The sequence below is a fragment of the Martelella mangrovi genome (genome assembly GCF_040545495.1).
Classification (GTDB): Bacteria; Pseudomonadota; Alphaproteobacteria; order Rhizobiales; family Rhizobiaceae; genus Martelella; species Martelella mangrovi.
Genome location: NZ_JBEPLY010000003.1, coordinates 326,204 through 340,223, shown reverse-complemented (window position 1 = coordinate 340,223; position 14,020 = coordinate 326,204). Strand labels below are relative to the sequence as shown.

Below are 14,020 nucleotides of genomic sequence, written 5' to 3'. Positions count from 1 at the left end.
CATACATAAAGAATTCGGCTTGAACATGATATGAACAAGGAGTGCTGTTGATGAACGACGTGAAAGAGGGTGAAAAGGCCCCGAATTTTTCCATGCCGGTTTCCGATGGGCGCACTGTCTCGCTTGCCGATGTCAAAGGCAAATCGCTGGTGCTTTATTTCTACCCCAAGGACAACACCAAGGGCTGCACGGTCGAGGCCATCGCGTTTTCGGCCCTTGCCGATGAATTCGCCAGTGCCGGCGCCATCATCATCGGCGTTTCGTCCGATACGCTGGAAAGCCATGCCCGCTTCGAAAAAAAGCACGACCTGACCGTGCTTCTCGGCTCCGACGAGGACCACGCCGTGGCGCAGGCCTATGGCGTGTGGAAGGAGAAAAACATGTATGGCCGCAAGTTCATGGGCATCGAGCGTTCGACTTTCCTGATTGCCCCGGATGGCACCGTCCGCAGGGTCTGGCGCAAGGTCAAGGTGGACGGTCATGCAGAAGCGGTTCTGGCCGCGCTCAGGGACGAAGCCTGACAAACGCCGCCGACGGCAACAAAACAATACAAAAAAAGGCCCGGAAGCCCCGATACTTCCGGGTTTTCTTGACTCACGCTCCGTTTGATACTATCCCGCCCTCGTAAAAGCGAAGGCGGCCAAGGATCCGTCTATTTGTCAACGACAACACGGAACACGTTTCCCTTTGACCTCATTCTCAGATCTTGGGCTCAGTCCCAAAGTACTTTCTGCTGTGACCGAAGCCGGTTATAGCGAGCCGACTCCCATTCAGGAAGGCGCGATACCGCACGCGCTGACGCGCCGCGATGTCTGCGGCATCGCCCAGACCGGCACGGGCAAGACCGCCTCTTTCGTGCTGCCGATGCTCACGCTTCTGGAGCGCGGGCGGGCACGGGCACGCATGCCCCGCACGCTGATTCTCGAGCCGACCCGTGAGCTTGCGGCCCAGGTGGCCGAAAACTTCGACAAATACGGCAAGAACCACAAGCTTAACGTTGCGCTGCTGATCGGCGGCGTTTCCTTCGACGAGCAGGACCGCAAGATTGAGCGCGGCGCCGATGTGCTGATTGCAACGCCCGGACGGCTGCTTGATCATACCGAACGCGGCAAGCTGCTGATGACGGGCGTCGAAATCCTCGTCATCGACGAAGCCGACCGCATGCTCGACATGGGCTTCATCCCTGACATCGAACGGATCGCCAAGATTATTCCGTTTACACGCCAGACACTGTTCTTCTCGGCCACCATGCCGCCGGAAATCCAGAAACTGGCCGATCGGTTCCTGCAGAACCCGGTCCGCGTCGAAGTCGCGCCGCCGTCTTCCACCGCTGCAACGGTCGAGCAGAAGCTGGTTGCCTCGAAGGGCAAGGACTACGAGAAGCGCGAAACGCTGCGCTCGATCATCAACCAGCAGGACGATTTGAAGAACGCGATCATCTTCTGCAACAGAAAGAAGTCGGTCGCCGACCTTCTGCGTTCGCTACAGCGCCATGAATATGCCTGCGGCGCGCTGCACGGCGACATGGACCAGCATTCGCGCACCACGATCCTGCAGAACTTCCGCGACGGCAAGCTGCCGCTGCTGGTGGCCTCCGACGTCGCCGCGCGCGGTCTTGACATCCCGGACGTCAGCCACGTCTTCAACTATGACGTACCGATCCACGCCGAGGACTATGTACACCGCATCGGTCGTACGGGCCGCGCAGGACGCAAGGGCAAGGCCTTCACCATTGCTACATCGAAGGATACCAAATTCGTGGACGCAATCGAAAAGCTGATCGACCGCAAGATCGAGTGGCTTGATGGCACGCCCTCCTCTCTTGGAGCGGAAGACAGCAGCGAAAAGCCGGAACCGCGTGCTCGCCGCAGCGGCAAGAAGCAACAGGCCCCGTCTGCGGCAACCGACAAGGACGAGCCGAAAGCAGCGCCCCAGCAGGACAATCGCGCCCCCCGGCCGAAAAATACCGCGAACGGCAGCAGCAGCAAGCCTGCCAATGACGACCGCAGGCGCTCACGCCGCCGCGATCGTGATGACGAACCGACGCCGGTGGGCTTCGGCGACGACATCCCCGCCTTCATGCTGATCGGCGCCAAAAACTGATTTCAGCTGGAAGCCAGATGCTTTTGGCCGCTGAAAATCATGCGCGCCAAAAGCAACCGAGACGAGAAAGAGCCGCACTTCCTGGGAACGAAGCGCGGCTCTAATTGTGCAGATAATCAGCTCGTTTGATATCAATTGAATAAGACTAGAATGAAGTCACCTTCATCCAAAATTGATGTAGAATATGCTCTCAATAATCTTTCAATATAAGAATATTCTTAATTGAAGCTGCTTTTTTAGTCAACCCTGTTTTCTGGGCAATTTCAAGGCAACTATAACGCTCTGTAATTGCGCTGATAATACATCAGCGCCTCATCCTGAGTCCCGAGGCCCACACCGACAACCTCGCCGAGCAGGATCCAGTGGGTCGACATTTCCTTCGCCTCGATCAGGCGGCAGTCGAAACTGGCAAGCGCATTTTGCAGCACCGGCGCTCCACTGCCTTCAAAATGCCATTCGCCCATGGCGAAGCGTTCATCCGTCGACAGATTACCAAGACCCGAAAACGCATCGGCAAGCGCCTTATGCCGGGCGCCGAGCGTATTGAGAGCGAAATTGCCGCTTTCGAGAAAAATGGCGTTTTGCTGTTTCAGCCGGTTCACACAGGCAAGAACGGTGGGCGGAGCATCGGAAACCGAGCAGCAGGCGGTGGCGGTCACCCCGCGCATGGCGCCGCCATGCGCCGTCGTGATGATCTGGACATGACCGGCATAACGCGCCATCGCATCACGATAGGTCCGGGGAAACTGCTGGTCTTCATGCATGGTGATCGCAATACCGCTGAGATGGTGAAACAGACAAAAAGGAACCCCTCTTTTCCTTCTCCGGGTACTTACGGCGTTGCCCCGGCTTCTGGCAAGGGGTATGACTTGGTTAACGCGCAAGAGTGAGAACAAGACCCGTTATCATGCCATCATCCAAGGCCTTCCTTGCCCTTACCGCGATGTCGTTCAGTGCCGCCATGCCCGTTCTGGCGCAGCAGGAGACCGCCATCGGCGTCGTCGCGCCGCTGAGTGGTGACTATGCCGTGCTTGGGCAGCAGATGCTCGATGGTGCTCAGCTTGCAGCGCAAGACACCGGTGAAGTGCTGATTCCGGTCGACGAGAGCTGCGAGGACGGCAGTGGTGCGGCCGTTGCCGACGCACTGGCCGATGCCGGAGTGGCAATGGCGATCGGCTTTTTCTGCAGCGAGACCTTGCGCGGCGCCCTGCCCGGCCTTGCCGCCGCAGGCATTCCCGCCATGACTGTTTCCGTCCGGTCGTTGCCGCTGATGACCGATGCGCTCGACAATGACTGGCCGTTTTACCGCATGGCCCCGAACAGGCAGGACCAGATCGACGCTATCGTGGACCTGATCATGGACGAGTGGGTGGACGAACCGGTGGCGCTGATCGATGACGGCACGATCTATTATCGCGAACTGATCGGCGCCGTGCGAAACGCCATAGAAGCGCGCGGGCTGAAACCGGTCATCGTCGACACCTTCCGCCCCGCCCAGCAACAGCAGCTTTCGCTGGTGCGCCGCCTTGCCCAGGCCGGCGCCACCCATGTTCTGGTCGGCGGCACCCGCGGCGATATCGCCATCATCGACCGGGACGCGCGCGAACAGGGCGAACCGCTGACGCTTCTCGGCGATGATGGATTGCGCGCCGCCGAAACCGCCGTGCCGCTCGAAAACGGCGTGCTGGCAATCGCCCTTCCCGAATATGGCGCGCTTCCCCCTGCAGCCGATATCGCCGAACAGGCCATTGCCGACGGCATTGTGCCGGAAGGATATGTCGTTCCCGGCGCTGCGGCCGTTCAGGTGGCCAGCCAGGCGCTTGCAGCGGCAAACAGCGACGACGGCGGGCTTGAAGACGCGCTTTTGAACAACACGTTCAGCACGGCGACCGGTCCCGTCACCTTCACCGGGCAACACGAGCTTGCCGAAAACCCGTTCCTTCTCCTGCGCTGGCAGGACGATCAGTTTGTCCCTGTCTTCGACTCCGGTCGACAGTGAAGCGCCGGAGAAGCAAACACATCAAAAATGGGCCTGAATGGCCAGCATGAGGAATAGAGAAGTGAAACGTCCCCTGCGTATTGCGCCGTCGATCCTGTCCGCCGATTTCTCCAATCTCGGCGAAGACGTCAGAAAAGTTGTCGATGACGGCGCCGACTGGGTCCATCTCGACATCATGGATGGGCATTTCGTGCCGAATATCACCTTCGGGCCGCCGGTCGTCAAAGCCCTGCGCCGCCATACCGACGCGGTGTTCGACTGCCATTTGATGATCGCCCCCGCAGATCCCTATCTGGAAGCCTTTGCCAAGGCCGGCTGCGACATCATCACCGTCCATGAGGAAGCTGGCCCGCACCTGCATCGCTCGCTGCAGACGATCCGCAACCTCGGCAAGAAGGCGGGCGTTGCCCTGAACCCGGCAACGCCGGTCTCGATGATCGAACATGTGATCGACGATCTCGACCTGATCCTGATCATGACGGTCAATCCGGGCTTTGGCGGACAGAAATTCATCCCCGCCACGCTGCGCAAGATCGAACAGGCCCACGCGCTGATCGGCGACCGGCCAATCGATCTGGAAGTCGATGGCGGTATCGCGCCGGACACGGTCGGCGCCGTGACCAAGGCGGGCGCCAATGCGCTCGTCGCCGGCTCGGCGATTTTCGGCAAGGCCGAACAGGGCAGCTACCGTGCGCCGATGGAGGCCCTGCGCGCCGCCGAGGAATAAAACAGGAGGAAAGCATGTCGCAGTTCTTGTCATTCACCGGATTGGCGGCGGCGTTGTCGCTTTCGGCCTCGATTGCCGCCGCCGGCGATTTCTCCACCTTCACGCCGCTCGGTTTTTCCGATGACGGCCGGGTTTTCGCCTTTGAGGAATTCGGCGTGGAGGACGGCTCCGGCTTTCCCTATTCCAACATCTTCTTCATCGACACCGAACGCGACGCGTTTCTGGACGAAACGCCTTTCAGGGTGCGCGAAGAGGATGAGATGGCAACCATCAGCGCCGTGCGCGGCATCGCCGTCGGCGAGGCACTGCCGCTGATCCAGGACTATAACCTGCTGGACCACCCCGGCTGGCTTGCCGCCTTCAATCCGGTCACGGAGGAGGTCGAGGGCGACAACCGGACCATCCGCTATCGCGCCCACCCGAACCTGTCGCCTGTCAGCACGCTTACGCTCGAGACATTCGCGCTCGATCCGATTTCCGCCTGTGCCGCAATCACGCCGGATGCCCAGGGATTCCGGCTTTCCTATACCGATCCCGACGGCGAAACGCGCACGATCCATGAAGACAGCCGCATTCCGGCAAGTCGCAACTGCCCGACCGGCTACCGGCTGGGCGGCGTGATGACCTATCGCAACGGCGATGGTGACGCGGTCGATATCGCCCTGCTCACGGTCCTCAATTACGGCTTCGAGGGGCCGAACGGCCGCTGGATTGCGGTTCCCTTCGCCCCCTGAGCCGGTTTTGCGCCTTCCCGCCGTTTCCTTTGCGGAAAAAATGCTCTAGAGCGTGTCAGGCCTTGGAAAAGGCCCCGCCAGCAAGACTTGAACAAGGATCACTGCCCCGATGATACCGCGCTATTCCCGCCCGCAAATGACAGACATCTGGTCACCGGAAACCAAGTTCCGCATCTGGTTCGAGATCGAGGCGCACGCCTGCAATGCGCTGGCGGAAATCGGCGTGATCCCGGAAAGCGCGGCGAAGACCATCTGGGAAAAGGGCAACGCGGCAACGTTCGACGTGGCCCGCATCGATGAGATCGAGGCTGTCACCAAGCATGACGTCATCGCCTTTCTGACCCATCTGGCGGAAATCGTCGGGCCGGATGCCCGTTTCGTGCATCAGGGCATGACCTCGTCGGACGTGCTCGACACCTGTTTCAATGTTCAGCTGACCCGGGCAAGCGACCTGCTGCTTGCCGATCTCGACGGCCTGCTTGCCGCCCTGAAGCGCCGTGCCTTCGAGCACAAGGACACGATCACCATCGGACGCTCGCACGGCATTCATGCCGAGCCGACGACCTTCGGCATCAAGCTGGCGCAGGCCTATGCGGAATTTTCCCGCTGCCGGGACCGCCTCGTGGCCGCGCGCGAGGAGATCGCCACCTGCGCCATTTCGGGTGCAGTCGGCACCTTTGCCAATATCGATCCACGCGTGGAAGAGCATGTGGCAGACGCCATGGGGCTGAAGGCGGAGCCGGTCTCCACCCAGGTCATTCCGCGCGACCGTCATGCCATGTTCTTTGCGACCCTCGGCGTGATTGCCTCGTCGGTCGAACGGCTCGCGATTGAAATCCGCCACCTGCAGCGCACCGAAGTGCTGGAAGCGGAGGAATATTTCTCGCCCGGTCAGAAGGGCTCCTCGGCCATGCCGCACAAGCGCAATCCGGTGCTGACCGAAAACCTCACCGGTCTGGCCCGCATGGTGCGCGGCTACGCCCTGCCGGCAATGGAAAACGTCGCCCTCTGGCATGAGCGCGATATCTCTCATTCCTCCGTCGAACGCATGATCGGCCCCGACGCCACCGTAACGCTCGATTTCGCGCTGGCGCGGCTGACGGGCGTTGTCGACAAGCTGCTGGTCTATCCCGACCACATGATGGACAACCTCAACAAGTTCCGCGGTCTCGTGCATTCCCAGCGCGTGCTGCTGGCACTGACACAGGCCGGCGTTTCGCGCGAGGATGCCTATCGTCTCGTCCAGCGCAACGCCATGAAGGTGTGGGAAGAAGGCAAGGACTTTCTCGAGGAACTGCTGGCCGACGATGAAGTGACGGCGGCCCTTTCCGAAGACCAGATCCGTGAAAAATTCGACCTCGGCTACCACACCAAACATGCCGACACGATCTTCAAGCGGGTCTTCGGCGAAAGCTGATCCGCCACAAAGATCAGCCAACCAATCAGCCGCGTCCGGATTTTCCGGGCGCAGCCACCACAAGCGTCATGTGAATTGCCATGAAAATCTCCGAAACCGATATCCTGATTGTTCCCGGCTACAAGAATGCCGGGCCAGACCACTGGCAAAGCCGCTGGGAGCGCAAGCTCTCCACCGCACGGCGCGTGGAACAGGAAGCCTGGTCGAAGCCGGAGTGCGAGGACTGGATTGCGCGGCTTGCCGAGGAGGTGAACCGCGCCGAACGCCCCGTCGTTCTGGTCGCGCACTCGCTCGGTATTCCGACATCGGTTCTGGCGATCCCGCATTTCGAAAAACGCGTTGCCGGCGCGTTTTTCGTCGCCCCGCCGGAGGTCGACAATCCGAAGGTCAGGCCGAAACACATGATGACTTTCGGGCCCTACCCGCGTGACCCGCTGCCCTTCCCTTCAATCGTGATTGCCAGCCGCAACGACCCGTTCGGCCGTTTCGAGCCTGCCCGCGATATTGCCGGCGCCTGGGGTTCGGCGTTTTACGATATCGGCGAATCCGGCCATATCAACGACAAGGCAGGTTTCGGGCCCTGGCCGGAAGGCACGCTGATGTTCGGGCGCTTCGTGGCCGGTTTGCGCTGAACGCGCTTGTCCGGCTCCGGCCGCCATATCCCTCAAAAAACATGCGCCGACGCGTCTCCCCTGGCCGAGGCAATATTATCCATGGCTAATGGATGTAATTGACATTCTCCTTTCAACGATCACACTGGCGATGCGCGGGTGTTTGTGTGCGGGCACTCCGCGGGAGTGTTTGTGTGACGGAGAGCGAACCGGGCTGTAACGACCTGAAACATTCAAAACGGCGGAAACAAGCCGTGCTGTCTGTTCGTTCTCCAGTAAAGGGATGAGCGTTTGGCGAGGGATGAGACAAGTTCCTTTTTGTTGAGCGATGCCGAACTGGCTTTCGCAGTGGTGGAAAACTCGCCTCTGGCCATCGCGGTGCTGGACCTTGCCGGCCTGAAGGTTCTGGCCGCCAACCAGAATTTCAAGGCTCTGGCGCTGCAGGTCGTCCTTGAAGGCCAGAGCATTCTGAACTGTCTTCATGAAGATGATCACCAGCGGATGAAAGACCTCGTTGGACCGGCTTCCGGCCTTTCCGACAAACAGGCGAGACTTGAGCTGCGCCTCGCCCCCCATCCGGACGGACCATGGCGGTGGATGCTCGCATCGGCCACCATTTTACCGGAAAGCAGCGAAGGAGAGCCCGGCCGCGCTCTTGTCTACTTCACCGACATCGACGCCCAGAAGCGCCGCGAACTGCTCGAAAGCGAGCGGGCCCAGCGCTGGGACTACGCGCTCGTCAGTTCCGGTCTCGGGGTCTGGGATCACAATTATCGCACTCAGGAATTCTTCTACTCCCAGACATGGCGTACGCTGCGCGGCTACGATCCCGCCAGCCCCGTTCCCTTTTCCCGTACGCAGGAATGGCTTCAGCTCGTCCACCCCGAAGACAGGGATCATGTTGCCCACGCAATCGAGCGCCAGAAGGTTGGCGACCCCGATTACATGAATTTCGAATACCGGGAACGCCACGCCGACGGACACTGGATATGGATCGAATGCCGTGGCGACGCTGTCGAATATTTCCCGGATAGAAGACCGGCGCGCATTATCGGAACCGATCAGGACATCACGGAGCGCAAGAACGCCGAAGCCCTGCTCGCCCATACGCGCCAACGCCTGGAAATGGCTCTGGCGACCTCGAAGATCGGCATTTTCGAGCATGTCCGCAACAGCAGCATTGTCTACGCCGATCCTCGCATTTCGGAAATCTACGGTTTCGACGACCGGCCCGAAAGCTTTGAGATAAGACGTGCGCTCGATCTCATTCACCCGGATGACCTCAAGCGCATAATGACGATTTCGGAAAATCTGATCGTCAATCGCGAGCCGATGACGGCCGAATTCAGGGTCTACCGTGAAAACGACGGCGCATTGCGACATGTTCGCCACCTGATACGCCTTTACAACAGCGGAACGGACGATGAGAAGGTCATCGGAATAAACTGGGACGTCACAGAGGAAGTGCGGCTGCGTCAGGACCTTGTGACGGCAAAGCAACTGGCGGAAGCCCGCAATTTCGAGCTTGATCGTGCCAAGTCCGATATCGAACACGCGGCCCTGCACGATTATCTCACCTCACTGCCCAACCGGCGTTTTCTGGAGGATGAGCTGGAGCGCAGGGTCGGTGTGGCGGCCAAAACGGGCACAAAGGTTGCCCTGATGCAGTTCGACGTGGACGACTTCAAGGCCGTCAACAGCACCTATGGCCATGCCGCCGGCGACCGGGTTTTGCGCCATACGGCCAGAGTTCTTGTGGATATGTCCAAACATAATGATTTCGTCAGCCGCGTGGGCGGCGACGAATTCGCCATGATCGTCAGCTATGAAGACGAGACCGGCAAGCTCGAGCAAATGGCCAGACGGCTTCAGCTCGAGCTGGCAAAACCGCTTTCCTTCGACGATGTCCGTTTTCGCATCAGTGCCAGCATCGGCCTTGCCACCCAGGAAAATGAGGGGGAAAGCGACGCCGCATCGCTTCTAAGAGAAAGCGATCTCGCCCTGAAATCCGCCAAAGCGAAAGGCCAGGGGCAGATTGTGGTGTATTCGCCGGATATAAGGGCAACGCACACCACCGACCGAATGCCCTCCGACCGGTTGATGCAGGCAATCGATCAGGATGATTTCGTCCCGTTCTATCAGCCGCAATACGAGGCAGGCACACTTGAGCTGCACGGCATAGAGACCCTGGCGCGCTGGCGCCATGCCGACGGCAGTTTCGGCGAGCCAGCGAGTTTCATTCCGCTGGCTCAATCGCTCAACCTGATGAACATGATCGACGCCAGCATTCTGTCCCAGGCGCTCGAGGATCACAGTCACTGGCGTGAAACCGGACTAAACCCGCCGCGCCTGTCGCTCAACCTGTCGCCTCACCGGCTGAGCGATCCAGCCCTTATAACCTCGCTGCAGAAGATGGACCTGTCCGCAGGAACGCTCACCTTCGAACTGCTCGAGTCGATTTTCCTTGATGAGCAAGATGACGTCAGCGCCTACAATCTGCGGCAGATCCGCAGGCTGGGCATCAATATCGATGTCGATGATTTCGGCACCGGCTACACGTCGATCATCGGGCTTTTGAAGGTGGCCCCAAACGGGCTGAAAATCGCGCGGGAACTGGTGGCGCCGCTACCCCACTCACATGAGCAACGCGCGATCGTAAAATCCATTATCGAAATCGGAAAAACCCTGAATATCAAGATCATCGCCGAAGGCGTGGAGACCAGACAGCACGCGCGTATCCTCACGGATCTGGGATGTGACGTGCTGCAAGGATATTGGCTGGCCCGGCCATTGCCGGCGCAGGCGATGGAATCGCTTCTGCGCCGGAAAACCGTGGAGGCCTCTGCCTGACGGACAGCGTCGGCTCAGACGAGCCGGCTCTGTTCCAGGGCAGCGGCAATAAAGCTTGAAAACAGCGGATGCGGGGCAAGCGGCCGGCTCTTCAGTTCCGGATGATACTGCACGCCGATGAACCACGGATGATCGGCATATTCGATCGTCTCCGGCAGAATACCGTCAGGTGACGTTCCCGAAAACACCAGGCCGCAGGATTCCAGCTTTTCGCGATAGCCGGCATTGACCTCGTAGCGATGGCGGTGACGCTCGGAAATCTCGGTGGTGCCATAGATCTCGGCAATCTTGGTTTCTGCGCCCAGATGCGCCTTGTAGGCGCCAAGCCGCATCGTGCCGCCGAGATTGTCCCGGTCGCTGCGCTTTTCGAGCGTGTTGCCCTTTACCCACTCGGTCATCAGGCCGACAACCGGCTCGCTGGCATTGCGGTCAAACTCGGTCGAGGACGCATCCTTGATGCCGGCGAGATCGCGGGCTGCCTCGATCACGGCCATCTGCATGCCGAAGCAGATGCCGAAATACGGCACCTTGTGGGTGCGGGCAAAGCGGGCCGCACGAATCTTGCCTTCCGAGCCGCGCTCGCCAAAACCACCGGGCACCAGAATGCCATGGACCTTTTCAAGATAGGGCGACGGATCTTCCTTCTCGAAAATCTCGGATTCGATCCATTCGAGATTAACCTTCACCCGGTTGGCGATACCGCCATGGTGAAGCGCTTCGATCAGCGATTTATAGGCGTCCTTCAGGCCGGTATATTTACCGACAACGGCAATGGTCACCTCGCCTTCCGGCGTGCGGATGCGCTCGCAGACATTCTTCCACGCATCCATGCGCGGCACCGGCGCCGGATCGATACCGAAGGCATGCAGCACCTCGTCATCAAGCCCTTCGCGATGATAGGCCAGCGGCACGTCGTAGATGTTGGAGACATCCAGCGCCTGGATAACGGCGGACGAACGCACATTGCAGAACAGGGAAAGCTTGCGGCGCTCGGCCTCGGGAATTTCGCGGTCGGAGCGCACCAGCAGGATATCCGGGTGGATCCCGAGCGCCTGCAGTTCCTTCACCGAATGCTGGGTCGGCTTGGTCTTCAACTCGCCGGCGGCCGGAATATAGGGCATCAGCGTCAGGTGGACATAAACGGCATTGCCGCGCGGCAGGTCGTTGCCGAGCTGGCGGATCGCCTCCATGAACGGCATCGCCTCGATGTCGCCCACCGTGCCGCCGATTTCGCAGAGCACGAAATCGAAATCGTCATTGCCCTCGAGAACGAATTCCTTGATCTCGTTGGTGACGTGCGGAATGACCTGAACGGTGGCGCCGAGATAATCGCCGCGCCGTTCCTTGTCGAGAATGTTTTTGTAGATGCGGCCCGTGGTGATGTTGTCGGTCTTGGTCGCCGAGCGGCCGGTAAAGCGCTCGTAATGGCCAAGATCGAGGTCGGTCTCCGCGCCGTCATCGGTCACGAACACCTCACCATGCTGGGTCGGGCTCATCGTACCGGGGTCGACATTGAGATAGGGATCAAGCTTGCGCAGACGGACCCGGTAACCCCGTGACTGCAACAAAGCACCCAGTGCTGCTGCGGCGATACCTTTTCCAAGTGAGGAAACCACGCCGCCGGTGATGAAAATATAACGCGCCATGGGCTTATTCCGATACCGTTTCTCAGCCGATTCTGCCAGAGCCTTTTCAACAAAAACTTCCGACGACCGGTCTATTGTCACAACAATGCCCTGCCGCCGGTACGGTTCCTGCCGTGCCCGACGGTGGGCTCAAAGAAAATCCGGCGGGCTATTGCGTCCCGCCGGATATGTTCAGGTCAAATTTCGGCGATCACTCGCCGGTGGGAACGCCTGTTGCGTTCGAATCCTCTGCCGGCGAGCTGACGGCGGGCGCCGAGGACTGGTCGTCTCCGGCCGGAGCCGCGCTGTCGGCGCCCGTGGGAACACCGGCGTCATTGGTCGCGGGCGCCGTCTCCGTGGAGATCGAACCGCCAAGCTGGTTCAGGATGCCCTGCCCGTCGCTTTCCGCGTTCTGCTCGATCCGGTCGAGAATGTCCGACGGATTGCCCTGGTAGCGCGCCAGAATGCCGAGGCCAAGCGAGGTGACGAAAAACAGCGTCGCAAGGATGGCGGTCGTGCGCGTCAGTGCATTGGCCGTGCCGCGCGCCGTCATAAAGCCGGAGCCGCCGCCGATGCCAAGTCCGCCGCCTTCCGACCTCTGAATGAGGATCACACCGGCAAGCGCAATGACGATTATCAGGTGAATTACGATCAGTACCGTCTGCATGAATGTCCAATCCGTCCCCGCTCGCAGGCCGCAAACGGGGCAATCCAAGAATATCTGGCGCTTCTCTACATGAGGCGCGCAGTCAATCCAACCCCTTTTTGTAGCCGCCGGCCAATCCCGCGGCCTCTATGGTTCACCGTCACCGGCATTCGCCGAAGCGCCGGTCGGCCCAAAACCTGTGATTGCGCCCGTCAGACCCGGCATTTCACAACGGTGCCAGCCGGACACAGCCAGAACGGCGCAGCCGAAACCGCGATTGTGAAACGGTCTCAAGAGGCAGACAAAAACGTTTAAATTGAATGCCTTATACCGTCTTCACAAAGCAGAACACGAATCCATGCCTCAAAGGATATCCTCAAAGGCATGGTAGATGGAAAGGAAATCAGCCGCCTTCAGGCTGGCGCCGCCGATCAGCGCGCCGTTCACATGCGGCACACTCATCAATTCCTTGGCATTGCCCGGCTTCACCGATCCGCCATAAAGCAGGCGGAAGCGTTCACCGGCCTCGCCGAAGCGTTCGATCAGGTCCCGCCGCATCGCCGCATGCACGTCTGCAACCTGATCGGCGCCCGGCGTCTGCCCGGTGCCAATTGCCCATATGGGCTCATAGGCAATGATGGTGTTGTCGCCTGTGGCATCATCCGGCATGCTTTCGAAAAGCTGGCGATGCAGCACCTCCATGGTGCGCCCGCTCGCATGCTCGGAACGGGTTTCGCCGATGCAGACAATCGCCGTCAGCCCCTGGTCATAGGCCGCGCGCGCCTTGGTGGAGACAACCTTGTTGTTTTCCTTGTGCTCCTTGCGCCGCTCGGAATGGCCGACAATGACGTGGGTGGCAAAGCAGTCCCGGATCATCTGGGCGGAAATGTCGCCCGTATGCGCGCCGGTGCGCGCCTTCTGGTGGCAGTCCTGCGCGCCGATCATCAGCTTGGTATCAACCGTCAGCGTGGTGGCCACGTAGAGCAGTGTCGAAGGCGGGCAGATCAGGGCATCCAGCTTCTTCGACAACGGGCCGCTGACACCATGGGCAATGGCCCGGATCTGATCGAGCGAGGCCCGGGTCCCATTCATCTTCCAGTTCCCGGCGACCAGCGGTCGGATGTCGGATGTCATCTGTTCTTTTCTCCCTTAATCTCAATATCAGGCACGGCCGAGCGAACATCTGCACCCTTTCTTTCCCATTCGGGGCCGTGGCGCAAATGCCGTCATGCCGGCTCTCCTCATGCGCCGGCCCGGAAGTTTCCCACTTGTTCCAGAACAAACGGCCGGAACACGGGTGGTGGAAAT

Annotated in this window: 12 protein-coding genes; 8 read left to right on the top strand and 4 right to left on the bottom strand. The window is 60.0% G+C overall.

What is annotated here, in order from left to right; genetic code table 11:
• Positions 1-50: 50 nt before the first annotated feature.
• Both bcp and ABID12_RS06295 read left to right on the top strand, forming a co-directional pair.
• The gene (gene bcp, locus ABID12_RS06300) at positions 51-521 is read left to right on the top strand and encodes a thioredoxin-dependent thiol peroxidase (protein WP_354433525.1); all 471 of its coding nucleotides are present in this window, start codon (positions 51-53) and stop codon (positions 519-521) included.
• 166 nt (positions 522-687) lie between these two features.
• A complete protein-coding gene (locus ABID12_RS06295) occupies positions 688-2,103 on the top strand; it encodes a DEAD/DEAH box helicase (RefSeq protein ID WP_354433524.1) in 1,416 nt (471 codons plus the stop codon).
• Positions 2,104-2,375: 272 nt separating this feature from the next.
• Here ABID12_RS06295 and ABID12_RS06290 read toward each other — a convergent pair whose 3' ends face one another.
• Positions 2,376-2,867 (bottom strand): flavin reductase, encoded by a 492-nt coding sequence (locus ABID12_RS06290; protein WP_354433523.1) that lies wholly within the window; start codon positions 2,865-2,867, stop codon positions 2,376-2,378.
• Positions 2,868-3,010: 143 nt separating this feature from the next.
• Between ABID12_RS06290 and ABID12_RS06285 the strand changes: the two genes are divergently transcribed.
• The 6 genes from ABID12_RS06285 to ABID12_RS06260 all read left to right on the top strand — a co-directional run bounded on the left by ABID12_RS06285 (position 3,011) and on the right by ABID12_RS06260 (position 10,441).
• Positions 3,011-4,102, top strand: coding sequence for a branched-chain amino acid ABC transporter substrate-binding protein (locus ABID12_RS06285; RefSeq protein WP_354433522.1), 1,092 nt, complete (start codon positions 3,011-3,013; stop codon positions 4,100-4,102).
• Between the two features lie 46 nt (positions 4,103-4,148).
• Positions 4,149-4,829 carry a ribulose-phosphate 3-epimerase gene (gene rpe, locus ABID12_RS06280; RefSeq protein ID WP_181190710.1) on the top strand — a complete coding sequence of 227 codons (681 nt, stop codon included), beginning with the start codon at positions 4,149-4,151 and terminating at the stop codon, positions 4,827-4,829.
• Between the two features lie 14 nt (positions 4,830-4,843).
• On the top strand, positions 4,844-5,563 hold the full coding sequence (locus ABID12_RS06275; protein WP_354433521.1) for a DUF2259 domain-containing protein: 720 nt from the start codon (positions 4,844-4,846) through the stop codon (positions 5,561-5,563).
• A gap of 109 nt (positions 5,564-5,672) precedes the next feature.
• Positions 5,673-6,980, top strand: coding sequence for an adenylosuccinate lyase (purB, locus tag ABID12_RS06270; RefSeq protein WP_354433520.1), 1,308 nt, complete (start codon positions 5,673-5,675; stop codon positions 6,978-6,980).
• Between the two features lie 80 nt (positions 6,981-7,060).
• Entirely contained in the window at positions 7,061-7,612 is a 552-nt protein-coding gene (locus ABID12_RS06265) for an RBBP9/YdeN family alpha/beta hydrolase (RefSeq protein ID WP_319520405.1), read from the top strand.
• A gap of 300 nt (positions 7,613-7,912) precedes the next feature.
• Positions 7,913-10,441 carry a sensor domain-containing protein gene (locus tag ABID12_RS06260; RefSeq protein WP_354433519.1) on the top strand — a complete coding sequence of 843 codons (2,529 nt, stop codon included), beginning with the start codon at positions 7,913-7,915 and terminating at the stop codon, positions 10,439-10,441.
• Positions 10,442-10,455: 14 nt separating this feature from the next.
• Here ABID12_RS06260 and pyrG read toward each other — a convergent pair whose 3' ends face one another.
• The 3 genes from pyrG to tpiA form a co-directional block, all read right to left on the bottom strand.
• Positions 10,456-12,087 (bottom strand): CTP synthase, encoded by a 1,632-nt coding sequence (gene pyrG, locus ABID12_RS06255; RefSeq protein WP_354433518.1) that lies wholly within the window; start codon positions 12,085-12,087, stop codon positions 10,456-10,458.
• Between the two features lie 190 nt (positions 12,088-12,277).
• Positions 12,278-12,733: a preprotein translocase subunit SecG gene (gene secG, locus ABID12_RS06250; protein WP_354433517.1), complete on the bottom strand. Its 456-nt coding sequence runs from the start codon at positions 12,731-12,733 to the stop codon at positions 12,278-12,280.
• Positions 12,734-13,075: 342 nt separating this feature from the next.
• Positions 13,076-13,846, bottom strand: a complete 771-nt coding sequence (tpiA, locus tag ABID12_RS06245) for a triose-phosphate isomerase (protein ID WP_354433516.1) — start codon at positions 13,844-13,846, stop codon at positions 13,076-13,078.
• Positions 13,847-14,020 lie beyond the last annotated feature (174 nt).

Coding starts and splice junctions, on each gene's coding strand:
- rpe (WP_181190710.1), top strand. CDS start 4,149: ATGAGGAATAGAGAAGTGAAACGTCCCCTGCGTATTGCGCCGTCGATC.
- tpiA (WP_354433516.1), bottom strand. CDS start 13,846: ATGACATCCGACATCCGACCGCTGGTCGCCGGGAACTGGAAGATGAAT.
- purB (WP_354433520.1), top strand. CDS start 5,673: ATGATACCGCGCTATTCCCGCCCGCAAATGACAGACATCTGGTCACCG.
- bcp (WP_354433525.1), top strand. CDS start 51: ATGAACGACGTGAAAGAGGGTGAAAAGGCCCCGAATTTTTCCATGCCG.
- secG (WP_354433517.1), bottom strand. CDS start 12,733: ATGCAGACGGTACTGATCGTAATTCACCTGATAATCGTCATTGCGCTT.
- ABID12_RS06290 (WP_354433523.1), bottom strand. CDS start 2,867: ATGCATGAAGACCAGCAGTTTCCCCGGACCTATCGTGATGCGATGGCG.
- ABID12_RS06275 (WP_354433521.1), top strand. CDS start 4,844: ATGTCGCAGTTCTTGTCATTCACCGGATTGGCGGCGGCGTTGTCGCTT.
- ABID12_RS06265 (WP_319520405.1), top strand. CDS start 7,061: ATGAAAATCTCCGAAACCGATATCCTGATTGTTCCCGGCTACAAGAAT.
- ABID12_RS06285 (WP_354433522.1), top strand. CDS start 3,011: ATGCCATCATCCAAGGCCTTCCTTGCCCTTACCGCGATGTCGTTCAGT.
- pyrG (WP_354433518.1), bottom strand. CDS start 12,087: ATGGCGCGTTATATTTTCATCACCGGCGGCGTGGTTTCCTCACTTGGA.